Here is a 24,356-nt window from a genome sequence, read left to right on the forward strand (position 1 = left end):
GGCGTATCCGGCCCTGTACTGGGCGTATATCCTCGGCCGGGTTGGGTGCGTACGTGCTCCCGCATGCCCCCGGCCGTCACTTGACGGGGGCACGCGCAGTGGGTTGCATACGTTCTGTGATCGCGTACCGGGCTCCTATTGTCAGTTCTCCTACCTGCCGCAGGGACGGGGGAACCGCGCCGTGGACCCGGTGATCGTCGTGGGTGCGGGCCCCGTTGGCCTCGCGCTGACGTTGGCTCTCGCCCGCCGCGACGTCCCCGTCATCCTGCTCGACGAGGGGCCAGGCCGGCCGCGCATAGACGAGCAGCGCCCCGCCCGTACCGCCGTGCTCCGGCCGGACACCGCTCAGATGCTGAGCCGCCTCGGATGCGCCGTCGCCACCGACGGCGGTGCCCGCTGGGCGGGGTGGCGCACCATGCGCCGGCGCCAGACGGTGCGTCAGGTGACCTTCGATAGCCCGCGAACACCACGGAGCGCTGCCGCGGACACCCCGCCGGCGCTCCCGGCTCCGCGTGACGCGACCGCTGCGGAGGAACCGTCGGGCATCGCTTCGCCGCTCCACCTCCCCCAGCACGTGCTCACCCGATCGCTGCGCGCCGCCTTGGCCCCGTTCTGCCAGCAGCCCGGCGGCGGGCTGGTGCGGATCGCCACAGGCGGACGGCTGGACGCCATGGAGCAGGACGAGACCGGCGTCAGTGTCCACACCCGGCCCGTGCCGGACACGGAGCCGACGGACGAGGCGGACGCCACCGATCCGGGCGAGGGCCCGGCCGCGGGCGCGTCGGGTTTCCCGAGCGGCCCGGAGGCCAAGGGCATCTGGTGGCGCGGGAGTTACGTGATCGGCTGTGACGGCCCGCGGTCGACGGTCCGCAAGTTGCTGCGCGTGCGGTTCCCCGGTCGGACGGCGGTGGAGCGGCATGCCGTGGCGGCGCTCAGGGCCGACCTCCCGTTCCCCGGCGAGGGCCTGCTGCACCGGCTGCCGCCGTGGCGCGGCGCCGACGCGGAGGTGACCGCGCGCCCGCTGCCGGGTGGCGCCTGGCGGCTCGACTGGCTGCTGCCGCCCGGCGGCGACCTGGTCACCCCCGAGGCCCTGCTCGGCCGCGTGCGGGACACGTTGACCGGCTGGTGCGGCACCCTGCCACCGTACGAACTGCTGGACACCGGCGTGTACCTGGCGCACCATCGGCTCGCCCGCCGCTGGCGGGTGGGGCGGGCGTTCCTCGCCGGGGACGCCGCGCACCTGATAGGGGCGCTCGGTACGCAGGGGCTCGACGAGGGGTTGCGCGACGTCGACAACCTCGCCTGGAAGCTGGCCCTCACCTGGCACCACGCCGCGGGCGACCCGCTGCTCGACAGCTACCAGACGGAACGGCGCGGCGCCGTCGGCGCCCGGCTGCGCACCGCCGACCAGTTGCTGTCCCAGGTGCGCGCGCCGGGCGGCTGGTCCGCCGTGCGCCGTTCGGTGCTGCCGGGCTCCGTACGGAGCCACGACGCGCTGCTCACCGACGGCCACGCGGGCCTCGGGCAACTCGGCGCGCCCCCGAGCTACGAGCGCGGCCCGCTGCAACCCGCGCCCCCGGAGGGCGCGGAGACCGTGGACACGGCGCCCGGCAGCCCGGTGGCCGACGTGCCGGTGACGGCGCCCGACGGCTCACTGACCCGGCTCCGCAGCCGGCTCGGCGGAGCGCTCCTCGTGGTCCTGGTCGCCCCGGGTACGGGCGTGTGGGAGCGCCGGCACTGGGTGGGCGCCGGGCTCATGCCCCGCCTCGCCGCGGCCGTCGCCGCGCTGCCGGTACGGGCCGAGATCCTGGTCGCGGAGGGCTATCCGGGGGCCGCCGCGCACACCGTGCTGCTGGTACGGCCCGACGGCTACCTGGTGGCGGCGTTGGCGGGGGTCCGCCAGGCCGAGCTGTACGCCTGCGCGGACGCCGCACGGGGCGGACTCCTCCAGGCCCCCGCCCACAGCCCCACCTGACCGCACACCACGGCCGACCCCCGCGCTCCGTACACCGTGCGCCAGTACACCGGGGCGCCGTGCTCCGTACGCCGTGCTCCGTGGGCGTACGCCGGCCGGGGCAGCGGTGACAGACGCGGGTACGGCGGTGCGGGGCGAGCGCGTCGAGCGGTGTCCACCCGCACCGTACGTGCCGGGCTACGTCCGCGGGCTCCGTACGCCGCCCGGTCCAGGCGGGGCCGCCTACGCGCTGCCGCCGACCACGCACGGGCGACCGCCGCCGCGCGCGCCCCGGCGCGCTGGTGCGCACGGGGCCGCCCGTCACCGGGGGCCGCGGTGGGCTCGCGCGGGTGCGTTCGGGGGCCGGTTCGGGGGCGACGCGCGATGGCGGGAGCGGACGCGGCGCGTCAACCCGAGGCGTGGACGGCGCGCCGCGTGAGCGGCCGGTGGGGGTGGGAAAGTGCGCGGGCGCACACCCGGTCGCTGTTGACCATGGGCGAAGGGAGGTGGTCTACTCCGAACCATGTCTGACACCAGCCTGCGTCTCTGGCGGAGGGTCCACATGGACCTCCTTCGCTACGCGGGCTGCGTGTGTCGACCGTCCTGCTGATCCGCCTTTCCCCTTCCGCGTGGCCCGCCGCCGCGCGCCCTCGCGAGCCCTCAGGACGGTCTCCGTGACAACCAGCTCGGTCGGCCCTGCCGCCGCTCCCCTTGCCACCACCTCGGCCACGGCGAACCCCTCGCCCACCCTCTCGGCCCCGCCCACCGCGTCCCCGTACGCCTCGGCCATCGCCGCACCCCCCACCGCCACACCTAGTCGCGCCGCTGGGCCGGGGCTCGCTGCCGCGCCGCCCGACGGGGCTCCGTTCGCCGTCTCCGGGCGCCCGGAGACGGCGCCCGCGCCCCAGGGCAACGACACCTCCCTGACCGAACTCCTCGACTACGTCCGCCGCGTCGCGGCCGACGCCGCCCTCGTCGCCACGCTGCCCCTTGACCCGGAGGGCCGCACCTGGACCCGTCTGGAGGGGCCGGGAGGCAGCGAGGCGTGGCTCATCGGCTGGCCGCCGGGCACCGGCACCGGATGGCACGACCACGGCGGCTCGCACGGCGCCTTCGCCGTCGCGGACGGTGAGTTGATCGAGCAGTCACTCGCCGCTCAGTTGCCCACCGAGGGGTGGAAGACGCTGGAGCTCGCCGAGGGCGTGGACCGCCAGCGCGCCCTGCCCCGGGGCAACGGCCGCGCCTTCGGCCCGCACCACGTCCACCAGGTGTTGAACCTCTCCGCCCAGCGACACGCCATCTCCGTGCACGCCTACTACCCCCCGCTGCCGCTCATGCGCCGCTACAGCCGTACGGGCCCCGTACTCCGCCTTGAGCAGGTCGAGCACCCCGGGGAGTGGGCATGAGCGCCCACCCGCCGACCGGCGTGGACACCCTCCTCGAACGGGCCCGGGCCCGGTTCCACCGGCTCAGCCCGCACGAGGCCGCGGCGGCGGCACGGGACGGCGCCCTGCTCATCGACACCCGCTACGGCGCCCTCCGCGACCGGGACGGGTTGGTCCCCGGCGCGCTGATCGTGGAGCGCAACGAGTTGGAGTGGCGGCTCGACCCGCACGGCGACCACCGCCTGCCCGAGGTCACCGGGCACGACGTGCGTGCCGTGGTGTTCTGCAACGAGGGGTACGCCTCCAGCCTCGCGGCGGTCTCCCTCCACCAGCTCGGCCTGGCGCGGGCCACCGACATCGTCGGTGGCTTCCAGGCGTGGCGGGCGGCGGGACTGCCGGTACGGCACGCCGATCAGCCGTCCGTCCCGGCCCGGACCATCGCGGGCTGACGCGAACGCCTTCCACGGGGTACGCCGCCCACGCGGCGGGTTGGCGCGCCCGTCTCGGCGTACCGGGGGTACCGCAGAGGTCAACGGTCCCGCGCGGGACCGTTCGCCTGGCTGTGGCTTGCGCTTCGGGCCCGCCCAGGGCGCACTCAGGGCGCGGCGATCGTGAGCCCGCGCCAGATGCGCCCCGTGACGAGGCCATGACGTTCAGCGGACCCCCGCCGTGGCGAGGGATTCCTGCGCGTCCAGCGGACCCCGCGTCGTCGTTCGGTCACGCGTCGGGGAGGTGGTGCTCCAGCAGTTCCGCGTCCTCGCCCTCCTCCTCCAGCGCCCGTCGCACCGCCCGCAGGGCCACGCCCTCGGAGTAGCCCTTGCGGGCCAGCATCGCGGCCAGTCGCCGGATGCGCTTGTCCCGGTCGAGTCCCCGCGTGGAGCGCAGCTTGCGCTCCACCAGCTCGCGGGCGGTTCGCTCCTCCTGCTCCAGGTCGAGCTGACCGACCGCCTCGTCGATGAGCGCGGGGTCCACGCCCTTGGTGCGCAGCTCCCGCGCCAGCGCTCGCCGGGCGAGCCCCCTGCTGTGGTGCCGGGACTCGACCCACGCCTCGGCGAACGCCGCGTCGTTGATCAGGCCGACGTCCTCGAAGCGGGACAGCACCTCCTCCGCCACGTCATCGGGGATGTCGCGTTGGCGCAGGGCCTGGGCGAGTTGCTTGCGGGTGCGTGGTGTCCCGGTGAGCAGGCGCAGGCAGATCGCCCGTGCCCGCTCACCGGGCTCCATGCTGGGGGCCTCCCCCTGGCCCCCACGCGACGCCCTCCGCCCGGCCCTCGACGGGCCGAGGTCGTCGCTGTCCGGTCGTCCCGCGTCGCCACTGTCCGGCCAGTCACTTCGCCGGGTCATCGGCTAGCTCTTGGCCGCGGCGGCCTTGGTTGCCTTGGTCGCCTTCACCGCCGTCGGCGCGACCGTCTTCGCGGCGGTCGCGGGCTCGGCGGCGGCCGCCGTGCTGTCGGACTCCGCGGCCTGCTTGTCGGCCTTCACCCCGATGCCGAGCTTCTCCATGATCTTCTTCTCGATCTCGTCGGCGAGGTCGGGGTTGTCCTTGAGGAAGTTGCGGGCGTTCTCCTTGCCCTGGCCGAGCTGGTCGCCCTCGTACGTGTACCAGGCGCCGGACTTGCGGACGAAGCCGTGCTCCACGCCCATGTCGATCAGGCCGCCCTCGCGGCTGATGCCCTGGCCGTAGAGGATGTCGAACTCGGCCTGCTTGAAGGGCGGGGCGACCTTGTTCTTGACCACCTTGCACCGGGTGCGGTTGCCCACCGCCTCGGTGCCGTCCTTGAGGGTCTCGATCCGGCGGATGTCGATCCGGACCGACGCGTAGAACTTCAGCGCGCGGCCACCGGTCGTGGTCTCCGGCGAACCGAACATCACGCCGATCTTCTCGCGGAGCTGGTTGATGAAGATCGCCGTGGTCTTGGACTGGTTGAGCGCGCTGGTGATCTTGCGGAGCGCCTGGCTCATCAGTCGGGCCTGCAGGCCCACGTGCGAGTCGCCCATCTCGCCCTCGATCTCCGCGCGCGGGACGAGCGCCGCCACGGAGTCGATCACGATGAGGTCGAGCGCGCCGGAGCGGATCAGCATGTCCACGATCTCCAGCGCCTGCTCGCCGTTGTCCGGCTGGGACAGGATCAGGGAGTCCGTGTCCACGCCGAGCTTCTGCGCGTAGTCGGGGTCGAGCGCGTGCTCGGCGTCCACGAAGGCGACGGTGCCGCCGGCCCGCTGGGCGTTGGCCACGGCGTGCAGCGTCAACGTGGTCTTACCGGAGGACTCCGGTCCGTACACCTCCACCACACGGCCACGCGGGAGGCCGCCGACGCCCAGCGCCACGTCGAGGGCGGTCGACCCTGTGGAGATGACCTCGATGGGATCGTTGGGCCGGTCACCCATCCGCATTACGGCACCCTTGCCGAATTGCCGTTCAATCTGCGCGAGCGCGGCGTCCAACGCCTTCTCGCGGTCAGTTCCTGCCGCCATGGGCTCCACCCGGTTTGCTTGAGTCGATCGCTTCACGTCCACGACGCTAACGCCTGCCACTGACAATCGGCCCGGACACCCTCTCCGCCTGTGGATAACCGGGGCAGAACCGCCAGCCAGCACCCCCATGAGAATAGATGTTCGATTTTGGTGTCAAGCAGGCTCAGGCCGTGGCGCGCCCGCGTTCCGGCGGGCCGAAGCTTCGGGCCGACGGCGCCGCTGCGGCGCGGTCGATGCTCCGGTCCACGCCGCCGCGCCACGCTCCGCCCCGTGGGGCGCCGGACGCCGCGCTGCGACTCGTCTCCACTGGCCCCGCCTCCACCGCGGCACGGTGACCGCTCGGCCGTCAGCCCTCGGGGACCGGCTCCCCCGGCACCGGCCCCGTGGGCTCGGAAGGCTGGGAGGGCGCCGGGGCATCTGCCGAGGGCCTCGCCCGCTCCGTGTCGGGCGCTTGCACGGACGCCGTTCCCGTGGGCCGGGCTCCGCCCCTCCGACCGGGGCGCGCCGGAACCACGGCCGGCGCGGCAGGCTCGCCGTCCGCCCCGTCGGGCGTCGACGCGCCCGGGGCGGCTCCGCCTTCCCCCCGCTGGAGCGCGCGCCGCACGCGCGCCAGCCGTGACACGCTCCGCGGCCTGCGGGTGCCGCCCTGCACCCGCGCCTCGTCCGTCACCTCGTACCGCTTGATGTACGTACCGAGGAACGCCTGGAGCGTCGCGGTGGCCGGGATCGCGATGAGGGCGCCGACCGCGCCGAGCAGCGCCGTGCCGGCGATCACCGAGCCGAAGGCGACAGCCGGGTGGATGTCCACGGTCTTGGCGGTGATGCGGGGCTGGAGCAGGTAGTTCTCGAACTGCTGGTAGATCACGACGAAGCCGAGCACCCACACCGCGTACCAGGGGTCGACGGTGAAGGCGATCAACATCGGCAGGCCACCGGCCAGGTAGGTGCCGATGGTGGGGATGAACTGCGAGATCAGGCCCACCCACACGGCCAGAGCCGGGGCGTACGGCACGCCCAGCACCTCCAGCAGTATGTAGTGGGCGATGCCGGAGATCAGGGCCATCAGGCCACGGGAGTACAGGTAGCCGCCGGTCTTCGCGACCGCGATCTCCCAAGCGCGCAGCACCTCGGACTGCCGGTGCGGCGGCAGCACGGAGCACAGCGCACGACGCAACCGCGGGCCGTCGGCGGCGAAGTAGAACGCGAAGAGGGTCACCGTCAGCAGCTTGAACAGCCCGCCGAGCACCTGCGCCGACACGTCCAGCACGTTGTCGGCGCTGTCCTGTACGTACTTCTGGAGCCAGTCGGAGTGCAGCAGGCTGTCCTGCACCTCGACCCGGGACAGCTCGGTGTGGAAGGTCGTGTTGACCCAACTGATGACCTTGTCCAGGTAGTTCGGGAAGTCCTCGACCATGGTGACGATCTGGTCGGCGAGCATCGAACCCAGCAGGGTGAAGAAGCCGGCGACGGCGATGAGGATGCCGAGGAAGACCAGCCCGGTCGCCGCCCCACGGCGCAGCCCACGAGCGGCCATCCAGTCCACGGCGGGCTCGATGGCCAGCGCGAGGAAGAACGCGATCAGGATGTTGAGCAGTAGCGACGTCAGCTCGTGGAAGGCCCAACTGGCGAACTGAAAGCCGGCCACCAGTGCCAGGGCGAGGACCATGGCCCGGGGCAACCAACGGGGCATACGCGCACTCGCCGCGTCACGCGGGCCCGCTGGGGGCGCTTCCTGAACGGTGTCTTCTGTCGCTACCACGGAGCAAGTGTGGCCCATGTGACCGACGTGACCCCGCGCACCCCTGTCATGTCCGCGTTCAACTCAAGATATCCGGGCCACCCACGCCCCGCGCCCGGGAGGCTCTGGCCGGCGGACGCGCCCGGCCCCGTGCCCCGTGCCCCGTGCCCCGTGCCCCGTGCCGCAACTGTCGCCTGTGTCGTCCGGTGCCGCCACCCCAAGCGACGCACCGCTCCGTGGCTCCGTGGCTCCGTGGCTCCGTGGCTCCGTGGCTCCGTGGCTCCGTGGCTCCGTGGCTCCGTGGCTCCGTGGCTCCGTGGCTCCGTGGCTCCGTGGCTCCGTGGCTCCGTGGCTCCGTGGCTCCGTGGCTCCGTGGCTCCGTGGCTCCGTGGCTCCGTGGCTCCGTGGCTCCGAAAAAAGCTTGCCCGGGGGCAGGCTCCTGGCACGCGTGGTCGTCCCGGCTCCGTTCCGTCAGCGCCGCTCGTACGGGATGTCAACGGCCGCGCAGACCCCGCGCCACACGTCCTTGGCGCTCCAGCCGGCCTCCAGGGCCTCGTGGACGGTCCGGCCGCCCAACTCGGACATCACGTGGTCACGCGCGAACGAGTCCGCGTACCCCTCTCCGAAGTAGTCCGCCATTCGCTGCCAGAAGACCGTCAACCGCATACGTCCAGTATCGCGCCCCTGAGAGTGCAGCCGTACGGCATCCGCCGCCCCGCGCCCCGTTCCGGTCCTACGGTCGGGGGATGGACCCAGCACCGACGGACCCAGCACCGACCTCACCCCTCGCCCGCGCCGAGCACTTCGTCTGGCTCACGGCCCGCGTCCTGGAACAGCGCAGGTTCGAGTACCACTTCCTGCCCCGGCGCGACGGCCTGGAGCCCGCCGTCGACGCCGTGGAACGGGCGCTGGCCGCGTACCTGAACGACGACGGCGGGTACGGGCACGCCCTGGAGCCGGATCTGCGCGGCCCCGTCAGCCAGCCCCTGCACACCGCGTACGCCCTGCGCGTGCTCGACGAGGTCGGGCGCTGCGGCGGGCAGCGGATAGAGCGGGTCTGCCGGTATCTGACCGAGATCTCCACCCCGGCCGGCGCCCTCCCGGCGCTCCACCCCTCGCTGCGCGGGTACCCGGCGGCACCGTGGATTCCGGTGGTGGACGACCCGCCGAGCGACCTGCTCGCCACCGGCCCCGTCACGGGGCTGCTGCACCGGGGCGGCGTGTGGCACGCCTGGCTGTTCCGGGCCACGGACTTCTGTTGGTCGGCGGTGGAGCGACTGGCGGACGGAGCGCCAACGCATCCGTACGAGGTCATGGCGGCGATCACCTTTCTGGACTGCGTGCCGGACCGCCAGCGCGCGGTCGCGGTCGCGGAGCGGCTCGGCGCGCGCGTACGGGAGCAGCGGATCGTCGTACTCGACCCGCGGGAGGCCGCCGACCACCCGGTGCCGGCGGGGTACGGCCCCGGGGAGCACCACTTCGCGCACGACTTCGCCCGCCTCCCCGGCTCCGTCGCCCGCCCGTGGTTCTCCGACGCGGAGATGTCGGCCTCCCTGGACCACCTCGCGGCGGCGCAGCAGGAGGACGGCGGTTGGCCCATCAACTGGCGCCAGTGGGCGCCCGGCACGGCGCTGGAGTGTCGCCCCATGGTGACCATCGACGCCCTGCTGACCCTGCGCGCGTACGGCCGGGAGATCGACTGACGGCACGGCACGGGACGGAGGACGGGCGCGACGGCTACGGCGCCACTGGCGGCGAGGCGGTGGCGGCGGCCGTGAGGGCTCCGCGCACGCCGGTACGGCGCCGCGCACCGGCCCACCGCCCGCCCCGTGCCCCGGCCCGATGGCACGGGGCACGGGGCGCGGGGCGCGGGGCACGGGGCACGGAGCGGTGGCCCTGAGTACAAGCACGGGGCACGGAGCGGGGCCCATACGGTGCGCGCGGTCGGGGCGTCAGCCGGTGACGGCCCGCACCAGTGCCGTCACCGCCACGGCGACCGCCACCACGAGCAAGAACGGGGCGCGCAGCACCAGGGCGAGGACCGCCGCACCCAGGCCCGCCGCGCGGGCGTCGACGACGAGCGTGTGTTCCGTGCTGAACGTCTGCTGCGCGATCAGGGCGGCCAGCAGCGCCACGGGCAGCAGGGCGGACAGTCGCTTGACCAGCGGGCGCTCCAGGGCACCCGCCGGCACGGCGAGGCCGAGCAGCTTGACCAGGTAGCAGCCGGCGGCCGTCAGGGCTATGGCGATCCACGTGCTCATCGGTTCTCTCCTTCGACGGGCCCGCTCGGCTCCGTGGCGTCGGTCGCGGTCGGGGGCTCGGGCCGCTCCGAGGTCTGTGTGGCGGCGCGGCGGCCGTACACGGCCAGCACGATCGGGGCGGCGAGCGCTGCCACCAGCACCGGCACCCCGGCGGGCAGGATCGGCACGCAGCCGAGGACGAGGACGACGCCGAGGCCGGCCACCACGCGCTCCACCGTGCTGCGGAGCATCGGAGCCAGGAGGGCGAGGAAGACCGCAGGGCCCGCCGCGTCGAGGCCCCAGTCGTTGGGGTCGCCCAGTGAGGCGGCGCCGAGTGCGCCGATCAACGTGGTGAGGTTCCACAGCGCGTACAGGCTCGCTCCCGTCACGGCAAAGCCCAGCCGAGCGGCGCGCCGGTCCCGCTGGGCCAGCGCGACGACGGCGGTCTCGTCGATGACCCAGTGGGCGGCCAGCGGCCGAAGAGCCCGAGGCAGCCGCAGGAGCTGGGACAGGCGCAGCCCGTAGAAGGCGTTGCGTATGCCGAGGAAGAACGCGCCGGCCGCCGCCGTCAACGGGTTACCGCCGGCGGCCAGGGCGCCGACGAGCGCGAACTGCGAGGCTCCGGTGAACACAAGCAGGCTGAGCACGCACGTCTGCGGCAGGCTGAGCCCGGAGCCGGCGGACGTGACGCCGAAGGCGAACCCGGAGAGCCCGACCGCCACGCCCACCCCGAGCGCGTCCCGCACCACGGCGCCGTCCCCCGCGTCCGCGCCGCCAGTGTCACCCTCCGAGTGCCGCGACCCCGCGCCGCCCGGCCCGGCGGGAGCAGCCGGCCGCCCCGTGCCCCGTGCTCCGTCCTCGCCCCCACGGCGCGGGACTCGTTCCGCACCGTTAGCGCGGCGCGTGTGCCGCGCGGGGTGCTGCCATTCCTCGCGTTCTGCTTGTTCGACCACGCCGGCAACGTACGGGCGGCCGAACGGCGCGGTCTTGTACGTTCTTGCGGGCCGGGCCGCGGTCAGGGGCGCTGGTGGGCGTTCGAGCGCTCCCTGCGGTAGGCGCCCGGTGGCACGCCGACGATGCGGGTGAAGTGGCGCCCCAGGTGCGGCTGGTCGGTGAAGCCGACCAGGGCGGCGGTCTCGGCGGGCGGCGTGCCGTCCTCAAGGAGTCGGCGGGCGCGCCGCACCCGGGCGTCGGTCAGCCAGGCGTGCGGGGGCATTCCGTACGCGGCGCGGAAGGCACGGAGCAGGGCGAAGGGGCCGGTGCCGAGTTCCGCGGCCAGGCTCGCGAGGGTGGGCGGGGCGGCCATCCGGGCCTCCAGGATCTCCCTGGCCCGGGCGGCGGTGCGGGCGCCGGCCCCGCGCGGTGTGGGGCGGTCGGGGAGCGCCCCGCCGTGCCCACGCAGCAGCCGCGCGATGGCCTGCCGCAGCACCGTGTCGGCGGCCAGCGCGTTGCCCCGCTCCGCGGCCCGGTGCACGGCCGTGATCAAACGTGCGCTCTCCGGATCTCGTACGACCGATTCGCGGAACCAGGCCGTCCCACGGGGCGCGGACACCTCGGCGGCGATGTCGCCGACCATGGCGGCGGCCGGGTAGAGCACGTGGTACGCCCAGCCCTCGGGCACCCCGGCGCGTGCCGTGTGGGCCACGTCGGGGTTGATCATGACGACGCCGCCCGGGCCCACCCGTCGCACGCCGGTCGGCAGCCGGATCTCCTCGACGCCGCCGGTGATCGCGCCGATGACGTAGCCGTCGTGAGCGTGTTGCGGGAAGGCGTGTCGGATGTAGCGGGCACTCAGCAGGTCCACGCCCGGCAGCTCCGCGTACTGCCAGTGCCTCGCCCGCTCCCGCTCGCTCATGCCCCCATTGTGCGTAACGGGCGCTCGGCGGTCCCCGGCCGGCCGCCTGTGCGCTCGGACGGGCCCCGCGACGGCCCGTACGGCCCCGGTGACCTGCTGCTCCGGTCGATTGTCAGTGGTGCGGTGCACGATGGGGGCATGGTGAGGAACGAGCAGCGTGGTGAGCCGGCGGGGGGTGGGGCCCCGGACGGCGCGAGCGCGCACGCCGCGGCGCTGGCGGGGTTCTCGGCGGCCACCCGTGGCTGGTTCACCGGGGCGTTCACGGCGCCGACCGCCGCCCAGGCCGGCGCCTGGCGAGCGATCGGCGAGGGTTCGGACGTGCTGGTGGTCGCGCCCACCGGCTCGGGCAAGACCCTCGCGGCCTTCCTGGCCGCGCTCGACCAGCTCACGAGCGTGCCGCCGCCGGCGGAGGCGAAGAAGCGCTGTCGCGTGCTGTACGTGTCGCCACTCAAGGCCCTCGCGGTGGACGTGGAGCGCAACCTGCGCAGCCCGCTGACCGGCATCCGGCAGGAGGCGGTGCGGCGCGGCCTGCCCGAACCGGAGGTGCGGGTGGGTATCCGGTCCGGCGACACCCCGCCGGCGGAGCGCCGCGCCCAGGCCACCCGGCCGCCGGACATCCTGATCACCACGCCCGAGTCGCTGTTCCTGATGCTGACCTCCGCCGCGCGCGAGGCGCTGGCCGGCGTCGAGACGGTCATCCTGGACGAGGTGCACGCGGTGGCGGGCACCAAGCGCGGTGCGCACCTGGCGCTCTCCCTGGAGCGGCTCGACGCCCTGCGCGGGGCGGGCGAGGGCGGGTCGGGACGCGCGCGTCCGGCGCGCCGCATCGGCCTGTCCGCGACGGTGCGCCCGGTGCAGGAGGTGGCGCGCTATCTCTCGCCGGGGCGCCGGGTGGAGATCGTCCAGCCGCCTTCCGGCAAGGAGTTCGACCTGTCGGTGGTCGTCCCGGTGGAGGATCTGGGCGAGTTGGGCTCCTCGCCCGTGCGGGACGGGCAGGAGCAGGAGGGCGAGCGGCCGTCCATCTGGCCGCACGTGGAGGAGCGGATCGTCGACCTGGTGCAGGCCCACCGTTCGACCATCGTCTTCGCCAACTCCCGCCGCCTGGCCGAGCGGCTGTGCAACCGGCTCAACGAGATCGCGTACGAGCGGGCCACCGGCGACCCGCTACCCGAGCACCACGCGCCGGCCGAGGTGATGGCCGAGGCGGGGGCGGCCAAGGGCGCGCCAGCGGTGCTGGCCCGCGCGCACCACGGCTCGGTCTCCAAGGAGCAGCGGGCGCTGGTCGAGGAGGACCTCAAGGCCGGCCGGCTGCCCGCCGTGGTCGCCACCTCGAGCCTGGAGCTCGGTATCGACATGGGCGCCGTGGACCTGGTCGTACAGGTCGAGTCGCCGCCCTCGGTGGCCTCCGGGCTGCAGCGGGTCGGCCGCGCGGGCCACCAGGTGGGGGCCGTGTCCACCGGCGTCGTCTTCCCCAAGTACCGCGGTGACCTGGTGCAGGCCGCGGTGGTCACCGAGCGGATGCGCGCCGGCGCGATCGAGGCGCTGCGCGTCCCGGCCAACCCGCTCGACGTTCTCGCACAGCAACTGGTCGCCATGACGGCGATGGACACCTGGGACGTCGACGAGCTGTTGGCCGTCGTGCGCCGGGCCGCGCCCTTCGCGACGTTGCCCGAGTCGGCGTTCACGGCGGTGCTCGACATGCTCGCAGGGCGCTATCCCTCGGACGCCTTCGCCGAGTTGCGGCCCCGGGTGGTCTGGGACCGGGTCGCCGGGACGGTCACCGGCCGCCCCGGGGCGCAGCGGCTCGCGGTCACCTCCGGCGGCACGATCCCCGACCGTGGGCTGTTCGGGGTCTTCCTCGCCGGCGCCGAGCCCTCCAGCGGCGGGGGCGGCCGAAGCGGCGGGCGGCGGGTCGGCGAGTTGGACGAGGAGATGGTGTACGAGTCCCGGGTGGGCGACGTGTTCACCCTCGGGACGACCTCGTGGCGGATCGAGGACATCACGCGGGACCGGGTGCTGGTGACGCCCGCGCCCGGCGTGCCGGGGCGGCTGCCGTTCTGGAAGGGCGACCAGCTCGGCAGGCCGCTGGAGCTGGGCCGCGCCCTGGGCGCCTTCCTGCGGGAGGTCGGCGCCCTGGCCCCGGAGGCCGCCCGGGACCGGCTGAGTGCCGCCGGGCTCGACCGCTGGGCGGCGGACAACGTGCTGGCGTACGTCACGGAGCAGCGCACGGCGTGCGGCCACGTCCCGGACGACCGCACCATCGTGGTCGAGCGGTTCCGGGACGAGCTGGGCGACTGGCGCGTGGTCATCCACTCCCCCTTCGGCGCGCAGGTGCACGCCCCTTGGGCGCTGGCCCTCGGCGCCCGGCTGACCGAGCGGTACGGGATGGACGCCCAGGTCATGCACGCCGACGACGGCATCGTGCTGCGGCTGCCCGACGCGGACCTGCTCGGCCTCGACCTGCTCGACGTAACCATGCAGACGGAGCTGGGCGACGGCGAGCCGGCCTCCGCGGCCGGCACGCGGCCGGCGCCCGACCACGGCACGGCCTTCGACAGCGAGCAGTCCCCCGTCGGCGCGGCCGACGTCGTCTTCGACCAGGGCGAAGTGTCCCAGTTGGTGACCGACGAGGTGGGCGGCTCGGCGCTGTTCGCCGCCCGCTTCCGGGAGTGCGCCGCCCGTGCGCTGCTCCTGCCGCGACGCAGCCCGGGCAAGCGCACCCCACTGTGGCAGCAGCGCCAGCGGGCGTCGCAACTGTTGCAGGTGGCCAGCGAGTTCGGTTCGTTCCCGATCGTCCTGGAGGCCGTCCGCGAGTGCCTCCAGGACGTCTTCGACGTGCCGGGGCTGACCGAGCTGATGGGCGACATCGAGGCGCGCCGCGTGCGGCTGGTGGAGGTGACCACGCCCGAGCCCTCGCCGTTCGCGCGCTCCCTCCTCTTCGGGTACGTGGCCCAGTTCCTCTACGAGGGCGACTCGCCGCTGGCCGAGCGCCGGGCCGCCGCGCTCTCGCTGGACTCGCGGCTCCTGGCCGAGCTACTCGGCCAGGCGGAGCTGCGCGAGTTGCTGGACCCCGAGGTGCTGGCCGAGCTGGAACGCGAGTTGGCCTGGCTTAGCGACGATCGGCGGATCAAGGACGCCGAGGCCGTCGCCGACGCCCTGCGCGTTCTCGGGCCGCTCACCGACGAGGAGTTGGCACGCCGGGGCGCGGCGCCCGAGTGGCCGACGGAACTGGAGTCCGCCCGGCGCGCCATTCGGGTGCGCATCGCGGGCCGCCAGCACTGGGCCGCGGTGGAGGACGCGGGGCGGCTGCGGGACGCGCTGGGCACGGCGCTGCCGGTCGGCGTCCCTGAGGCGTTCACCGAGCCGGTACGGGACCCGCTGGGTGACCTCCTGGCCCGGTACGCGCGCACGCACGGGCCCTTCACCTCGGCCGACGCGGCGGCGCGCTTCGGCCTCGGCCCGGCCGTCACGGACGGCGCGCTGCACCGCCTGGCCGCCGACAACCGGGTCGTCCAGGGCGAGTTCCACCCCTCGGGCATCGGCCAGGAATGGTGCGACGCGGCGGTGCTGCGCAGGTTGCGGCGGCGGTCCCTGGCCGCCCTGCGCCACGAGTTGGAGCCGGTCGCGCCGTCCGCGCTCGCCGCGTTCCTGCCGCAGTGGCAGCACGTGGGCGGTGGCGGGCTGCGCGGCGTGGACGGCCTGGTGCGCGCCATCGAGCAGTTGCAGGGCGCGGCGGTGCCCGCCTCCGCGCTGGAGAAGCTGGTGCTGCCCTCCCGAGTTGCGCGGTACTCGCCGGCCCTCCTCGACGAGTTGACCGTGGCCGGGGAGGTGGTGTGGGCCGGCGCGGGCGCGCTGCCCGGCAAGGACGGCTGGGTCTCGCTCTACCTGGCGGAGGCCGCGCCCCTGCTGCTGCCCGAGCCACGCCCGCTGGAGCTGACCCCGCTCCACGAGGCGGTGCTCGGCGCGCTCGCCGGTGGGTACGGACTGTTCTTCCGCCAGATCGCCGACCAGGTGCGGGCCGCCGGGCTCGCCGAGCCGACGCCCGGCGCCGACGCCGAGATCGCCGACGTCATCTGGGACCTGGCCTGGTCCGGCCGGATCACCAACGACACCGTCGCCCCGCTGCGCTCCCTCCTCGGATCCGGGCGCACGGCGGGGGCGACCGCCCACCGCGCCAAGCGGGCGGTCCCACGCGGCCGGTACGGCTCGTTGACGGGCTCGCGGGGGTACGGCCGGGTGGCCCGTCCCACGGCCTCGCTCGGCGGGCCGCCCACGGTGGCGGGGCGCTGGTCGCTGGTGCCCGAGCGGGCGGCCGACCCCACGCACCGGGCGCACGCGCTGGCCAGCACGCTGCTCGACCGGCACGGCGTCGTGACCCGCGGCGCGGTGGCGGCCGAAGGGGTCGAGGGTGGGTTCGCCGCGGCCTACCGGGTGCTGTCCGTCTTCGAAGAGAGCGGCCAGGCGCGCCGTGGCTATGTCGTGGAGGGGCTGGGGGCCGCCCAGTTCGCCATGGACGGGGCGGTGGACCGGCTCCGCGCGGTGGGTACGGCGCGCGACCGCGCGGAGGGCGCGGCCCTCGACCCGGCCTTCCGCCACGGCCTGGGCGACGGCGCGGGACGCGACGGCGGCCCGGGGGCGGGCTCCGCGTCGCGGGCCCTGGTGCTCGCGGCCGCCGACCCCGCCAACGCGTACGGCGCCGCCCTCAACTGGCCGGACCCACCGCCGGGCGCCACCCACAAGCCGGGACGCAAGGCCGGCTCGCTGGTGGTCCTGGTCGACGGCGAACTGGTGCTCTACCTGGAACGCGGCGGAAAGACGCTCCTCGCCTGGCCCAGCTCGACCGGCGCGCCCCCGCCCTCCCCCGAGCGCACCACCCCCTCGCCGGCCCCGCCGCGCGAACCGGCCCACGGCCCCGGCGCAGCCGACGACCCCCGGCTGATACCGGCGTTCGAAGCGCTGGCCACCGCGGCCCACGCCGGGTCCCTCGGCACCATCACGGTCGAGCGGATCAACGGTCTGGCGGCGCTCTCCTCACCGTACGGACCACCCCTGGAGACCGCCGGCTTCCACGCCACCCCCCGCGGGCTACGCCTGCGCTCCCCGCGCTGAGGCTGGCCCGCTGGCCGAGGACGGGGCGGGGGCAGGGCGGCATCCGCCGACCGTAGAGCGCCGAACGCCAAGCACTGGCCGCCGGGCGCCGGGCACCCTGGTCGGCACCCGACCGCGCGAGGAACGGCATGATGGCCTCATGCCCGAAGGAGACACGGTCTGGCGCACCGCACACCGCCTCCACGCCGCGTTGGCGGGCAAGCCCCTGACCCGTTGGGAGCTACGCGCTCCGACCGGCGCCAGCCTGCGCCCCGACGCCCGCGGCAACCGGCGCCCCCGCCTCCCCGAGACCGACCTGACCGGACGGCACGTGCACGAGGTCGTACCGCGCGGCAAGCACCTGCTCGCCCGCGTCGAGGGGGGCCTCACGCTCCACTCGCACCTGCGGATGGACGGCGCCTGGTACGTCTACGACAGCGGTGAGCGCTGGCGCGGCGGCCCGGGGCACCAGATCCGGGCGGTGCTCGGGGTGGCGGACCGTACGGCCGTCGGCTACCGGTTGCCCGTGCTCGGCCTCCTGCCCACCGCCGAGGAGCACACCGTCGTCGGCCACCTCGGCCCGGACCTGCTGGGCCCGGACTGGGACCCGGACGAGGCGCTGCGCCGCGTACTCGCCACACCGCGCCGAGCACTCGGCGAAGCGCTGCTGGACCAGCGCAACCTCGCGGGCATCGGCAACGTGTACAAGGCCGAGCTGTGCTTCCTGCTCCGGGTCAGCCCGTGGTCGCCGGTGGCCGATCTCGGCATATCAGCACGCCAGCGACTGATGCCACTGGCCAAGAAGTTGCTGGAGGTCAACAAGGCGCGCCCCACCCGGATCACCACTGCCGAGCGCCACCCCGACCACCGGCTGTGGGTCTACGGCCGCGCGGGCAAACCGTGTACGCGCTGCGGCACGGCCATCCGCGTGGCCCAACAGACCAGCCCTGACGACCCGAACAGCACCCCGGCCCGCATCACCTACTGGTGCCCCCGCTGCCAGCCGGGCCCCGGGCCCGAGCCGGCACCGTAAGCCCTCACCCGATACGGGCGGCACCACAGCCGCACCGACCGAGTACGGGCCCGTACGGCGGCACGGCGATCAGGACCAGGCCTCACCACTGCCGGACACCGCCGCGCCCCCATGGCCGCACCTGATGCTCCTCCAGGACCACGCCGATGCTCCCCTGCCATGCCCAGCGCCGCACCCAGCAGGGCCGACAGGATCACGCCCAGCGCGACCGCCCCCGGCCTCGGCGTCTCCCTCTGCCTCTGCCCCGACGAGCCCCGGCGCACCACCGCGTCCCACAGGCCACTCCCGTACAGCCAGCCGCGCTACGAAGAAACGCGCCGCCCACCCCTCGTACGCCCCCGCGCCCTCCGCCAGCCCGCGCGCCGCCGCGACCCGCCGCCGCCCACCCGTACGGGTTCGCGCACCGCGAGCCGCGCCGACACCGCCGTGTCCGTCCCCCTCGCGGCCCGAGCCGCAGGACGCACCCACGCCACTCCAGCACCCCGCGTCGTCGGCCCCCGCCCTCCGTGGCGCGCCCGCCCCATCCCCCGCTCGCTGCCGTGCCCCCGACGGTCGGCCGGCGCGCAGTGCACAGGCAGCAGGCTCAGGCCCCAGCCGCCCGCGAGCAGCGCTCCCTCCACCGGTCCCGCCTGCGCGGATTCGGCAGCCGTCCGCAGCACGGCCCAGCCCCAGGCCCCGCTCAACAGCAGCGCGCCGGCCAGTCGCACGCGGTCAGGCACCGTCGGCCGTCGCCCACTCCCCGAACCCACGGTGACTCGCCCCCACGCGACGGCGATGCCCCGCCTCCCCGAGGCCCGCCCCACGGCTTGGCCCAGGGCGCCTCCCCCGGGCGCCTGCCCGGCGCTCAACAGCCGGCGGACGCGGAACGAACTGAGAACGTAGGGCGGATATCGGTTCGTCTCGCATGTCCGGGCACCTCTCGCGGTAGGGCTCGGGGCGCCGGGCCCCTTCGCACACCCCGTACTGGTCCTGTCGTGCCAGTCTCACCCGACGCCCCGCCCCTCGCATCCGAAGCGTGTCCGCCACGCCACCCCGTGTGACTCCCAGTGCGACGCGCTCTGCGACTCCCGGTGCGACCTGCGGTGCGACGCGCCGAGACGCCCCGCACCGCCGACGGCCCCGCGACACGACGGAGCCGGCCCCACATCCCGTGGGGCCGGCTCCGTGTCGACAGGGCCTGCCGCGTTCCGGTGACGTTCCGGTGGCGGCGCGGAATTCCGACGGAATCCGCCGCCGAAATCCGGAACGCGTCAACGCGTCATCACGCCCAGCAGCGCGAGGAAACGCCCACTCGCGCAGGTCAGAGGCTCATTTCACCATTCGCGAGCCCTGACCTAAGCTCAGCCGGCCTCCGCCTGGAACATCCAGGCGTGCTTCTCAAGGTCCGCGGTCAGGCCGATGAGGATGTCCTGCGACACCGGGTCGGGCTTGTCGGTGGCCGCGATGCGCTCGCGCATCCGGCCGATGACCGCGTTGAGCGCCCCGACCAGGATCTGCACGGCCTCGGTGTCCTTGATCCAACCGTCCTTGACGTTCTCGATGCCGCTCGTCTTGGCGACGGTCTCGGCTCGGCCGTCGGGGCTCACGCCGATCGCGGACGCGCGCTCGGCCACGGTGTCGGTGTGTGTCCGCGCGGACTCCACCACATCGTCGAGCTGCAGGTGGATGGAGCGGAACCGGGGGCCGATCACGTTCCAGTGCACCTGCTTGGCCACCAGGGACAGATCCACCAGGTCCACCAGCGCACCCTGGAGCGCGTCGCCGACGGTCTTCCGGTCCGACTCGGGCAGCGAGCTCTTGACGACAGTCATAAATTCCTCCTATGTGACGGATAAGTCCCTTCCCTCACCCTGCCATACTCCCGCGTACCCAGGCATACGCGGCATATGGCCAACACGTTCCACCTTCTCGAACGGACCATCCACCTACCCCCCGCCACCAGGCCCACTCCAGCCAGCGCGACCCCACTCCCCCACCGCCCGCCGCCCCGCCACGACCGGCACCGGCCCCACACCGCACGCCGACCCACCCAGTCCAAGGACTCAGCAACCCAGCCCAGCCCGGCCTGACCCCACCCAGCCCAGCCCGGCCTGACCCCACCCAGCCCACCTCGGCCCCCACCCACCCACCCAGCCAGCCAGCCAGCCAGCCAGCCAGCCCCACAACGCCGTACGCCCCGTCCGGGACTCGGACGGGGCGTACGGGACAGCAGGTGCTCGGCTGGTCGCGCGGCCGATGGACGGCTCTCTAGGCGGCGACCACGTTGACCGCCTCGGTGGGCGCCTTGATGGTGACCCGCTCCTCCGGGACGGACGTCACCGAGGTCACGGACACGGAGTTCAGGCGTGGCCGCATCGGCGCCGGCACCGGCTCGCTCGCCGCGGCGGACCGCGCCAGCTCGGCGAGCGCCAGCTCGTCGCTCACTTCGCGCATCACCTGGGACATGCGTACATCCAGGGCGTCGCAGATGGCGGAGAGCAGTTCGGAGGACGCTTCCTTCTGTCCTCGCTCGACTTCTGAGAGGTATCCCAGGGACACCCGGGCGGACGAGGAGACCTCGCGCAGCGTCCGGCCCTGGCGCTGACGCTGTCGGCGCAGCACGTCACCCAGCAGGCGACGGAGCAGAATCATCGCTGGCTCCCTCCTCGGACCGCGTATCCGGTTCCTTCTCGCCCCACCGTACCGCCTCGGGCTCCACCCGTGCCGGGGGCGATGTCGTGTTCACTCAGGGCTGCAAACATCAAACGGGCCCACCCTGTTCCGTACCCTGTGCCCTCGCATTCTCAATCAATTCGCTCTGCAGCAGTTCGAGGGCGGATGTGACGCTGCGTGCTCGGATTTCGGCGCGGTTTCCAGCCAGTTGCAGCTCCGTGGCGGCCGATGCGTCGTGCGGGCCGGCGACCGCGATGTGGACGGTGCCCACCGGTTGGCCGTCCTGTGGCTCGGGCCCGGCGACCCCGGTGGTGGCGAGTGCCCAGTCGGCCCCGACCACGCGTCGTACGCCCCGTGCCATCTGGGCCGCGACCTCGGCGTCCACCGCTCCGCGCGCGGCGAGCAGCGCCTCGTCCACGCCCAGCACGCCGGCCTTGACCTCGGTGGCGTACGCCGTGACCGAGCCGCGGAAGGAGCGCGAGGCTCCGGGCGCGTCCGTGAGCGCCGCGGCGAGCAGTCCGCCGGTCAGCGATTCGGCCACCGCCACGCTCTCGCCACGGGCGCCGAGCGTCGTCAACACGTCGGTCGCGAGCGTCGCCCGTCGCGCGCGTGCGGCGATCGCCTCGTCCGCCAGCGCGCGCTCTTCCGTCACTGAATCCGCCTCAGACACCGTGCTCCCTCTTCACTCCCATCGGCTTCGGACGGCGACGGGCGGTGGGGTCCCCACCGCCCGCAGCACGCCACTCCCTCACCGGGTTCCCCATACCGCGCACGTCAGCGCACCGATTCCCGGTCCGTTCCCGCTCGCGTGCGCGCGCGTTCGCGCTCGGCGGCGAGGCCGGCGCGGCGCAGCACGACGGCCTGGCGTACGTAGTCCAGGCCGGTCACCACGGTGAGCAGCACGGCCACCGCCATCACCCAGAAACGCAGGGTGGCCAGCGGGCCGGTCAGCGCGAGGATGTACATGCCCACGGCCGTGCCCTGCGCCAGCGTCTTCATCTTGCCGCCGCGGCTGGCCGGAATGACGCCGTGCTTGATCACCCAGAAGCGCATCAGGGTGATGCCGATCTCGCGGAAGAGGATCACGCCGGTGACCCACCACGGCAGGTCGGACAGCACGGACAGGCAGACCAGCGCCGCTCCCATGATCGCCTTGTCCGCTATCGGGTCGGCGATCTTCCCGAAGTCGGTGACGAGGTTGTAGCGCCGCGCGAGCTGGCCGTCGAACAGGTCGGTGATCATCGCTACCGAGAACGCCGCCCAGGCGAAGGAGCGCCAGGCCGGGTCGTAGCCGTCGCCGTGCAGCATCAGCAGCACGAAACCGGGCACCAGCACGAGCCGCACCATGGTGAGGATGTTGGCGATGTTCCACAGCCCGGCGGTGCGGGCGGTCACCGTCGCCGTACGGGCGCCTCCCGCCGCGGAGGCCGGGACTCCGGTCATCTGGCCGCCCCCTCGGGACACGCGTCGGTCAGCGGCTCGGCGACGAGGTCCACGCCTTCCGACGCGATCACCTTCGCCTCCACCAGTTGGCCGGGCACCAGCTCCTGGTCGGTGAGGAGGGTGGTCTGCCCGTCGGTCTCGGGCGCCTGGTGCGCGCCCCGGCCGACGGTGCCCTCGCTCTCGTCCACCCGGTCCACGAGCACCCGCACGGTCTCGCCCAGGCGCTCCTCGGCCCGCTGCGCCGTCAGCTCCTCGGCCAGTCGGGAGAGGTGCTCCAGGCGTTCGGCGACCAGTTCCGGGTCGAGCTTGTTGTCGTAGGTGGCCGCCTCGGTGCCGTCCTCGTCCGAGTACCCGAAGACGCCGATGGCATCCAGCCGGGCTTCGGTGATGAAGCGCTCCAGCTCGGCGAAGTCGGCCTCGCTCTCGCCGGGGAAGCCCACGATGAAGTTGGAGCGCGCGCCGGCCTGCGGATCCTTGCCCCGGATCTGGTCGAGCAGCTCCAGGAAGCGGTCGGTGTCACCGAACCGGCGCATCGCGCGCAGCACGCCGGGCGCGGAGTGCTGGAAGGAGAGGTCGAAGTAGGGCGCGACCTTGTCCGTGGAGGTGAGGACGTCGATCAGGCCGGGCCGCAGTTCGGCGGGTTGCAGGTAGCTGACCCGCACCCGCTCGATGCCGTCCACCGCGGCCAGCTCGGGCAGCAGCGTCTCCAGGAGCCGGATGTCGCCGAGGTCCTTGCCGTAGGACGTGTTGTTCTCGGAGACCAGCATGATCTCCTTGACGCCCTGCTCGCCGAGCCAGCGGGTCTCGGTGAGCACGTCGGCGGGGCGGCGGGAGATGAACGAGCCGCGGAAGGAGGGGATCGCGCAGAAGGAACAGCGTCGGTCGCAGCCGGAGGCGAGCTTGACGGAGGCCACCGGGCTGGTGCCCAGGCGGCGCCGGAGCGGCGCGCGCGGCCCCGAGGCGGGGGCCACGCCGGCCGGGAGGTCCGCCAGGTCGGCCTGCGGTCCCTGGTCGGCCTCGGTGGTCGCGGCGCCGTGCCCGGGCAGCGCCACCCCGGCGCCCTGCCGCTCGGCGGGGCTGATCGGCAGCAGCTTGCGCCGGTCGCGCGGGGTGTGGGAGGCGTGCACACCACCGGAGAGGATGGTGCGCAACCGGTCGGAGATGTCGGCGTAGTCGTCGAATCCGAGCACGCCGTCGGCCTCTGGCAGCGCGTCGGCCAGCTCCTTGCCGTATCTCTCGGCCATGCAGCCGACCGCGACGACGGCCTGGGTGCGGCCGTGGTCCTTCAGGTCGTTCGCTTCCAGGAGGGCGTCGACCGAGTCCTTTTTGGCGGCCTCGACGAAGCCACAGGTGTTGACGACGGCGACATCGGCTTCGCCGGCTTCCTCGACGAGCTCCCAGCCATCCGCCGCCAAGCGGCCTGCGAGCTCCTCCGAGTCCACCTCGTTACGGGCGCAGCCAAGAGTGACGAGAGCGACGGTACGGCGTTCGGGCATACGCTCAGACTACTTTGTTCCGGCACCTGTCCCCGCGCCAAGGGCACACGAAGCACCCGCCCGGTGCGCTCGGGGCGGCGCCCACCCGCCCCGATTCCGGGTATGCCCGACACGAACCCGTCCCGATCAGCCCGCCTCGGGGTCTCCCTTGGTGTAGCTCAGGCGCTGGACCTGGCCGTCTTCGCCGACGTCCTTGACTTCCTTGCCGTTGACGAAGAGCTTGACCGCGCCGGCGTCGCCGAGCACCAGATCGATCCGCTTGGAGTCGGTGAACGTCTTCGACGCGCCCTGCTGGACCACGCCGACGTGCAGCAGCCGCCCGTTGTGGTCCTTCGCGGAGATCCACGCCTGCCGGTCGGCGGCGGTGAGCTTGACCGTCACCTTGTTGGCGGGCACGCCGGCGACGGCGCTCTCGGACGGGTCGGGCTTGGGGTCGGCCGGCTTGGTGGACTTCTCCGCCGACGGGGTCGGCTTGGTGGCGTCGGTGGCGTCCGCCGCGGTGCTGCCCGTCCCCTCGTCGCCACCGCTGAAGAGCGTGAAGCCGACGAACCCGACGACGGCCACGATCGCCGCGACCATGGCCGCGGTCCAGTTCGGGCGGCGCGGCTCGGAGCGGATGCGTTCGGCCTCGAAGAGCGGCGCGGCGGCGGTGGGCTCGGGGCGGCCGCCGTGTTCCTCGTCGTACTGGGCGATGAGCGGCTCGGGATCGACCCCGACGGCGCGCGCGAGGGAACGGATGTGCCCCCTGGCGTAGACGTCGCCGCCACAGCGGGAGAAGTCGTCCTGCTCGATGCCGTGCACGATGGGAATGCGCACCCGGGTGGCGGTGCTGACCTCGTCGACGGTCAGCCGGGCGCCGATGCGCGCCTGCTGGAGGACGCGGCCGATGGAAGGGCGGTCGTCTGCGGGGGAGTTGCCGATGGACACGAGGGTGCCTTTCGAGCGTGTAGCCACCTGCTGGAGGTTCAGTCTAGGGGTGGTACGAAAGGGTCGGGCA

Annotated in this window: 20 protein-coding genes; 7 read left to right on the plus strand and 13 right to left on the minus strand. The window is 74.0% G+C overall.

Going from position 1 to position 24,356, the window contains the following annotated elements:
* Positions 1–181: 181 nt before the first annotated feature.
* The 4 genes from OYE22_RS07180 (at position 182) to OYE22_RS07190 (ending at position 3,788) form a co-directional block, all read left to right on the plus strand.
* Entirely contained in the window at positions 182–1,975 is a 1,794-nt protein-coding gene (locus OYE22_RS07180; RefSeq protein WP_277319627.1) for an FAD-dependent monooxygenase, read from the plus strand.
* Positions 1,976–2,516: 541 nt separating this feature from the next.
* Positions 2,517–2,564, plus strand: a complete 48-nt coding sequence (locus OYE22_RS33395) for a hypothetical protein (RefSeq protein WP_311314449.1) — start codon at positions 2,517–2,519, stop codon at positions 2,562–2,564.
* A gap of 313 nt (positions 2,565–2,877) precedes the next feature.
* Positions 2,878–3,360 (plus strand): cysteine dioxygenase, encoded by a 483-nt coding sequence (locus OYE22_RS07185; protein WP_277324028.1) that lies wholly within the window; start codon positions 2,878–2,880, stop codon positions 3,358–3,360.
* The gene (locus OYE22_RS07190) at positions 3,357–3,788 is read left to right on the plus strand and encodes a rhodanese-like domain-containing protein (RefSeq protein ID WP_277319628.1); all 432 of its coding nucleotides are present in this window, start codon (positions 3,357–3,359) and stop codon (positions 3,786–3,788) included. The genes OYE22_RS07185 and OYE22_RS07190 overlap by 4 nt, the downstream gene beginning before the upstream one ends.
* 268 nt (positions 3,789–4,056) lie before the next feature.
* Here OYE22_RS07190 and recX read toward each other — a convergent pair whose 3' ends face one another.
* The 4 genes from recX to OYE22_RS07210 all read right to left on the minus strand — a co-directional run bounded on the left by recX (position 4,057) and on the right by OYE22_RS07210 (position 8,218).
* A complete protein-coding gene (gene recX, locus OYE22_RS07195; protein ID WP_277319629.1) occupies positions 4,057–4,683 on the minus strand; it encodes a recombination regulator RecX in 627 nt (208 codons plus the stop codon).
* A gap of 3 nt (positions 4,684–4,686) precedes the next feature.
* Complete coding sequence (gene recA / locus OYE22_RS07200) at positions 4,687–5,814, minus strand: recombinase RecA (protein WP_277319630.1); 1,128 nt, start codon at positions 5,812–5,814, stop codon at positions 4,687–4,689.
* A gap of 346 nt (positions 5,815–6,160) precedes the next feature.
* A complete protein-coding gene (locus OYE22_RS07205) occupies positions 6,161–7,504 on the minus strand; it encodes an AI-2E family transporter (RefSeq protein ID WP_277319631.1) in 1,344 nt (447 codons plus the stop codon).
* 519 nt (positions 7,505–8,023) lie between these two features.
* Positions 8,024–8,218, minus strand: coding sequence for a DUF3046 domain-containing protein (locus tag OYE22_RS07210; protein ID WP_277319632.1), 195 nt, complete (start codon positions 8,216–8,218; stop codon positions 8,024–8,026).
* 80 nt (positions 8,219–8,298) lie between these two features.
* Here OYE22_RS07210 and OYE22_RS07215 point away from each other — a divergent pair, with 80 nt between their 5' ends.
* Positions 8,299–9,255, plus strand: coding sequence for a hypothetical protein (locus OYE22_RS07215; RefSeq protein WP_277319633.1), 957 nt, complete (start codon positions 8,299–8,301; stop codon positions 9,253–9,255).
* Between the two features lie 249 nt (positions 9,256–9,504).
* Here OYE22_RS07215 and OYE22_RS07220 read toward each other — a convergent pair whose 3' ends face one another.
* From OYE22_RS07220 to OYE22_RS07230, 3 genes are all read right to left on the minus strand, one after another.
* The gene (locus OYE22_RS07220; protein ID WP_277319634.1) at positions 9,505–9,813 is read right to left on the minus strand and encodes an AzlD domain-containing protein; all 309 of its coding nucleotides are present in this window, start codon (positions 9,811–9,813) and stop codon (positions 9,505–9,507) included.
* Positions 9,810–10,541 (minus strand): AzlC family ABC transporter permease, encoded by a 732-nt coding sequence (locus OYE22_RS07225; protein WP_277319635.1) that lies wholly within the window; start codon positions 10,539–10,541, stop codon positions 9,810–9,812. The genes OYE22_RS07220 and OYE22_RS07225 overlap by 4 nt, the downstream gene beginning before the upstream one ends.
* Before the next feature lie 266 nt (positions 10,542–10,807).
* Positions 10,808–11,647 carry an AraC family transcriptional regulator gene (locus OYE22_RS07230; protein WP_277319636.1) on the minus strand — a complete coding sequence of 280 codons (840 nt, stop codon included), beginning with the start codon at positions 11,645–11,647 and terminating at the stop codon, positions 10,808–10,810.
* Between the two features lie 138 nt (positions 11,648–11,785).
* On the opposite strand from OYE22_RS07230, the gene OYE22_RS07235 reads away from it, so the two are divergent.
* Both OYE22_RS07235 and OYE22_RS07240 read left to right on the plus strand, forming a co-directional pair.
* Complete coding sequence (locus tag OYE22_RS07235; RefSeq protein WP_277319637.1) at positions 11,786–16,756, plus strand: DEAD/DEAH box helicase; 4,971 nt, start codon at positions 11,786–11,788, stop codon at positions 16,754–16,756.
* Between the two features lie 139 nt (positions 16,757–16,895).
* Positions 16,896–17,768 carry a DNA-formamidopyrimidine glycosylase family protein gene (locus OYE22_RS07240; RefSeq protein ID WP_277319638.1) on the plus strand — a complete coding sequence of 291 codons (873 nt, stop codon included), beginning with the start codon at positions 16,896–16,898 and terminating at the stop codon, positions 17,766–17,768.
* A gap of 1,340 nt (positions 17,769–19,108) precedes the next feature.
* On the opposite strand, the gene OYE22_RS07245 is transcribed toward OYE22_RS07240, so the two are convergent.
* The 6 genes from OYE22_RS07245 to OYE22_RS07270 form a co-directional block, all read right to left on the minus strand.
* The gene (locus OYE22_RS07245; RefSeq protein ID WP_277319639.1) at positions 19,109–19,579 is read right to left on the minus strand and encodes a DNA starvation/stationary phase protection protein; all 471 of its coding nucleotides are present in this window, start codon (positions 19,577–19,579) and stop codon (positions 19,109–19,111) included.
* A 436-nt stretch (positions 19,580–20,015) separates the two neighbouring features.
* Positions 20,016–20,399: a helix-turn-helix transcriptional regulator gene (locus OYE22_RS07250; RefSeq protein ID WP_176164453.1), complete on the minus strand. Its 384-nt coding sequence runs from the start codon at positions 20,397–20,399 to the stop codon at positions 20,016–20,018.
* Between the two features lie 109 nt (positions 20,400–20,508).
* Positions 20,509–21,000, minus strand: coding sequence for a nicotinamide-nucleotide amidohydrolase family protein (locus tag OYE22_RS07255; protein ID WP_277324029.1), 492 nt, complete (start codon positions 20,998–21,000; stop codon positions 20,509–20,511).
* Positions 21,001–21,194: 194 nt separating this feature from the next.
* Positions 21,195–21,863, minus strand: a complete 669-nt coding sequence (pgsA, locus tag OYE22_RS07260; protein ID WP_277319640.1) for a CDP-diacylglycerol--glycerol-3-phosphate 3-phosphatidyltransferase — start codon at positions 21,861–21,863, stop codon at positions 21,195–21,197.
* Entirely contained in the window at positions 21,860–23,359 is a 1,500-nt protein-coding gene (gene rimO, locus OYE22_RS07265) for a 30S ribosomal protein S12 methylthiotransferase RimO (RefSeq protein WP_277319641.1), read from the minus strand. Before rimO ends, pgsA begins: the two co-directional genes overlap by 4 nt.
* A gap of 126 nt (positions 23,360–23,485) precedes the next feature.
* Complete coding sequence (locus OYE22_RS07270) at positions 23,486–24,286, minus strand: RodZ domain-containing protein (protein WP_277324030.1); 801 nt, start codon at positions 24,284–24,286, stop codon at positions 23,486–23,488.
* Positions 24,287–24,356 lie beyond the last annotated feature (70 nt).

The organism is Streptomyces sp. 71268 (genome assembly GCF_029392895.1).
Taxonomy (GTDB): Bacteria; Actinomycetota; Actinomycetes; order Streptomycetales; family Streptomycetaceae; genus Streptomyces.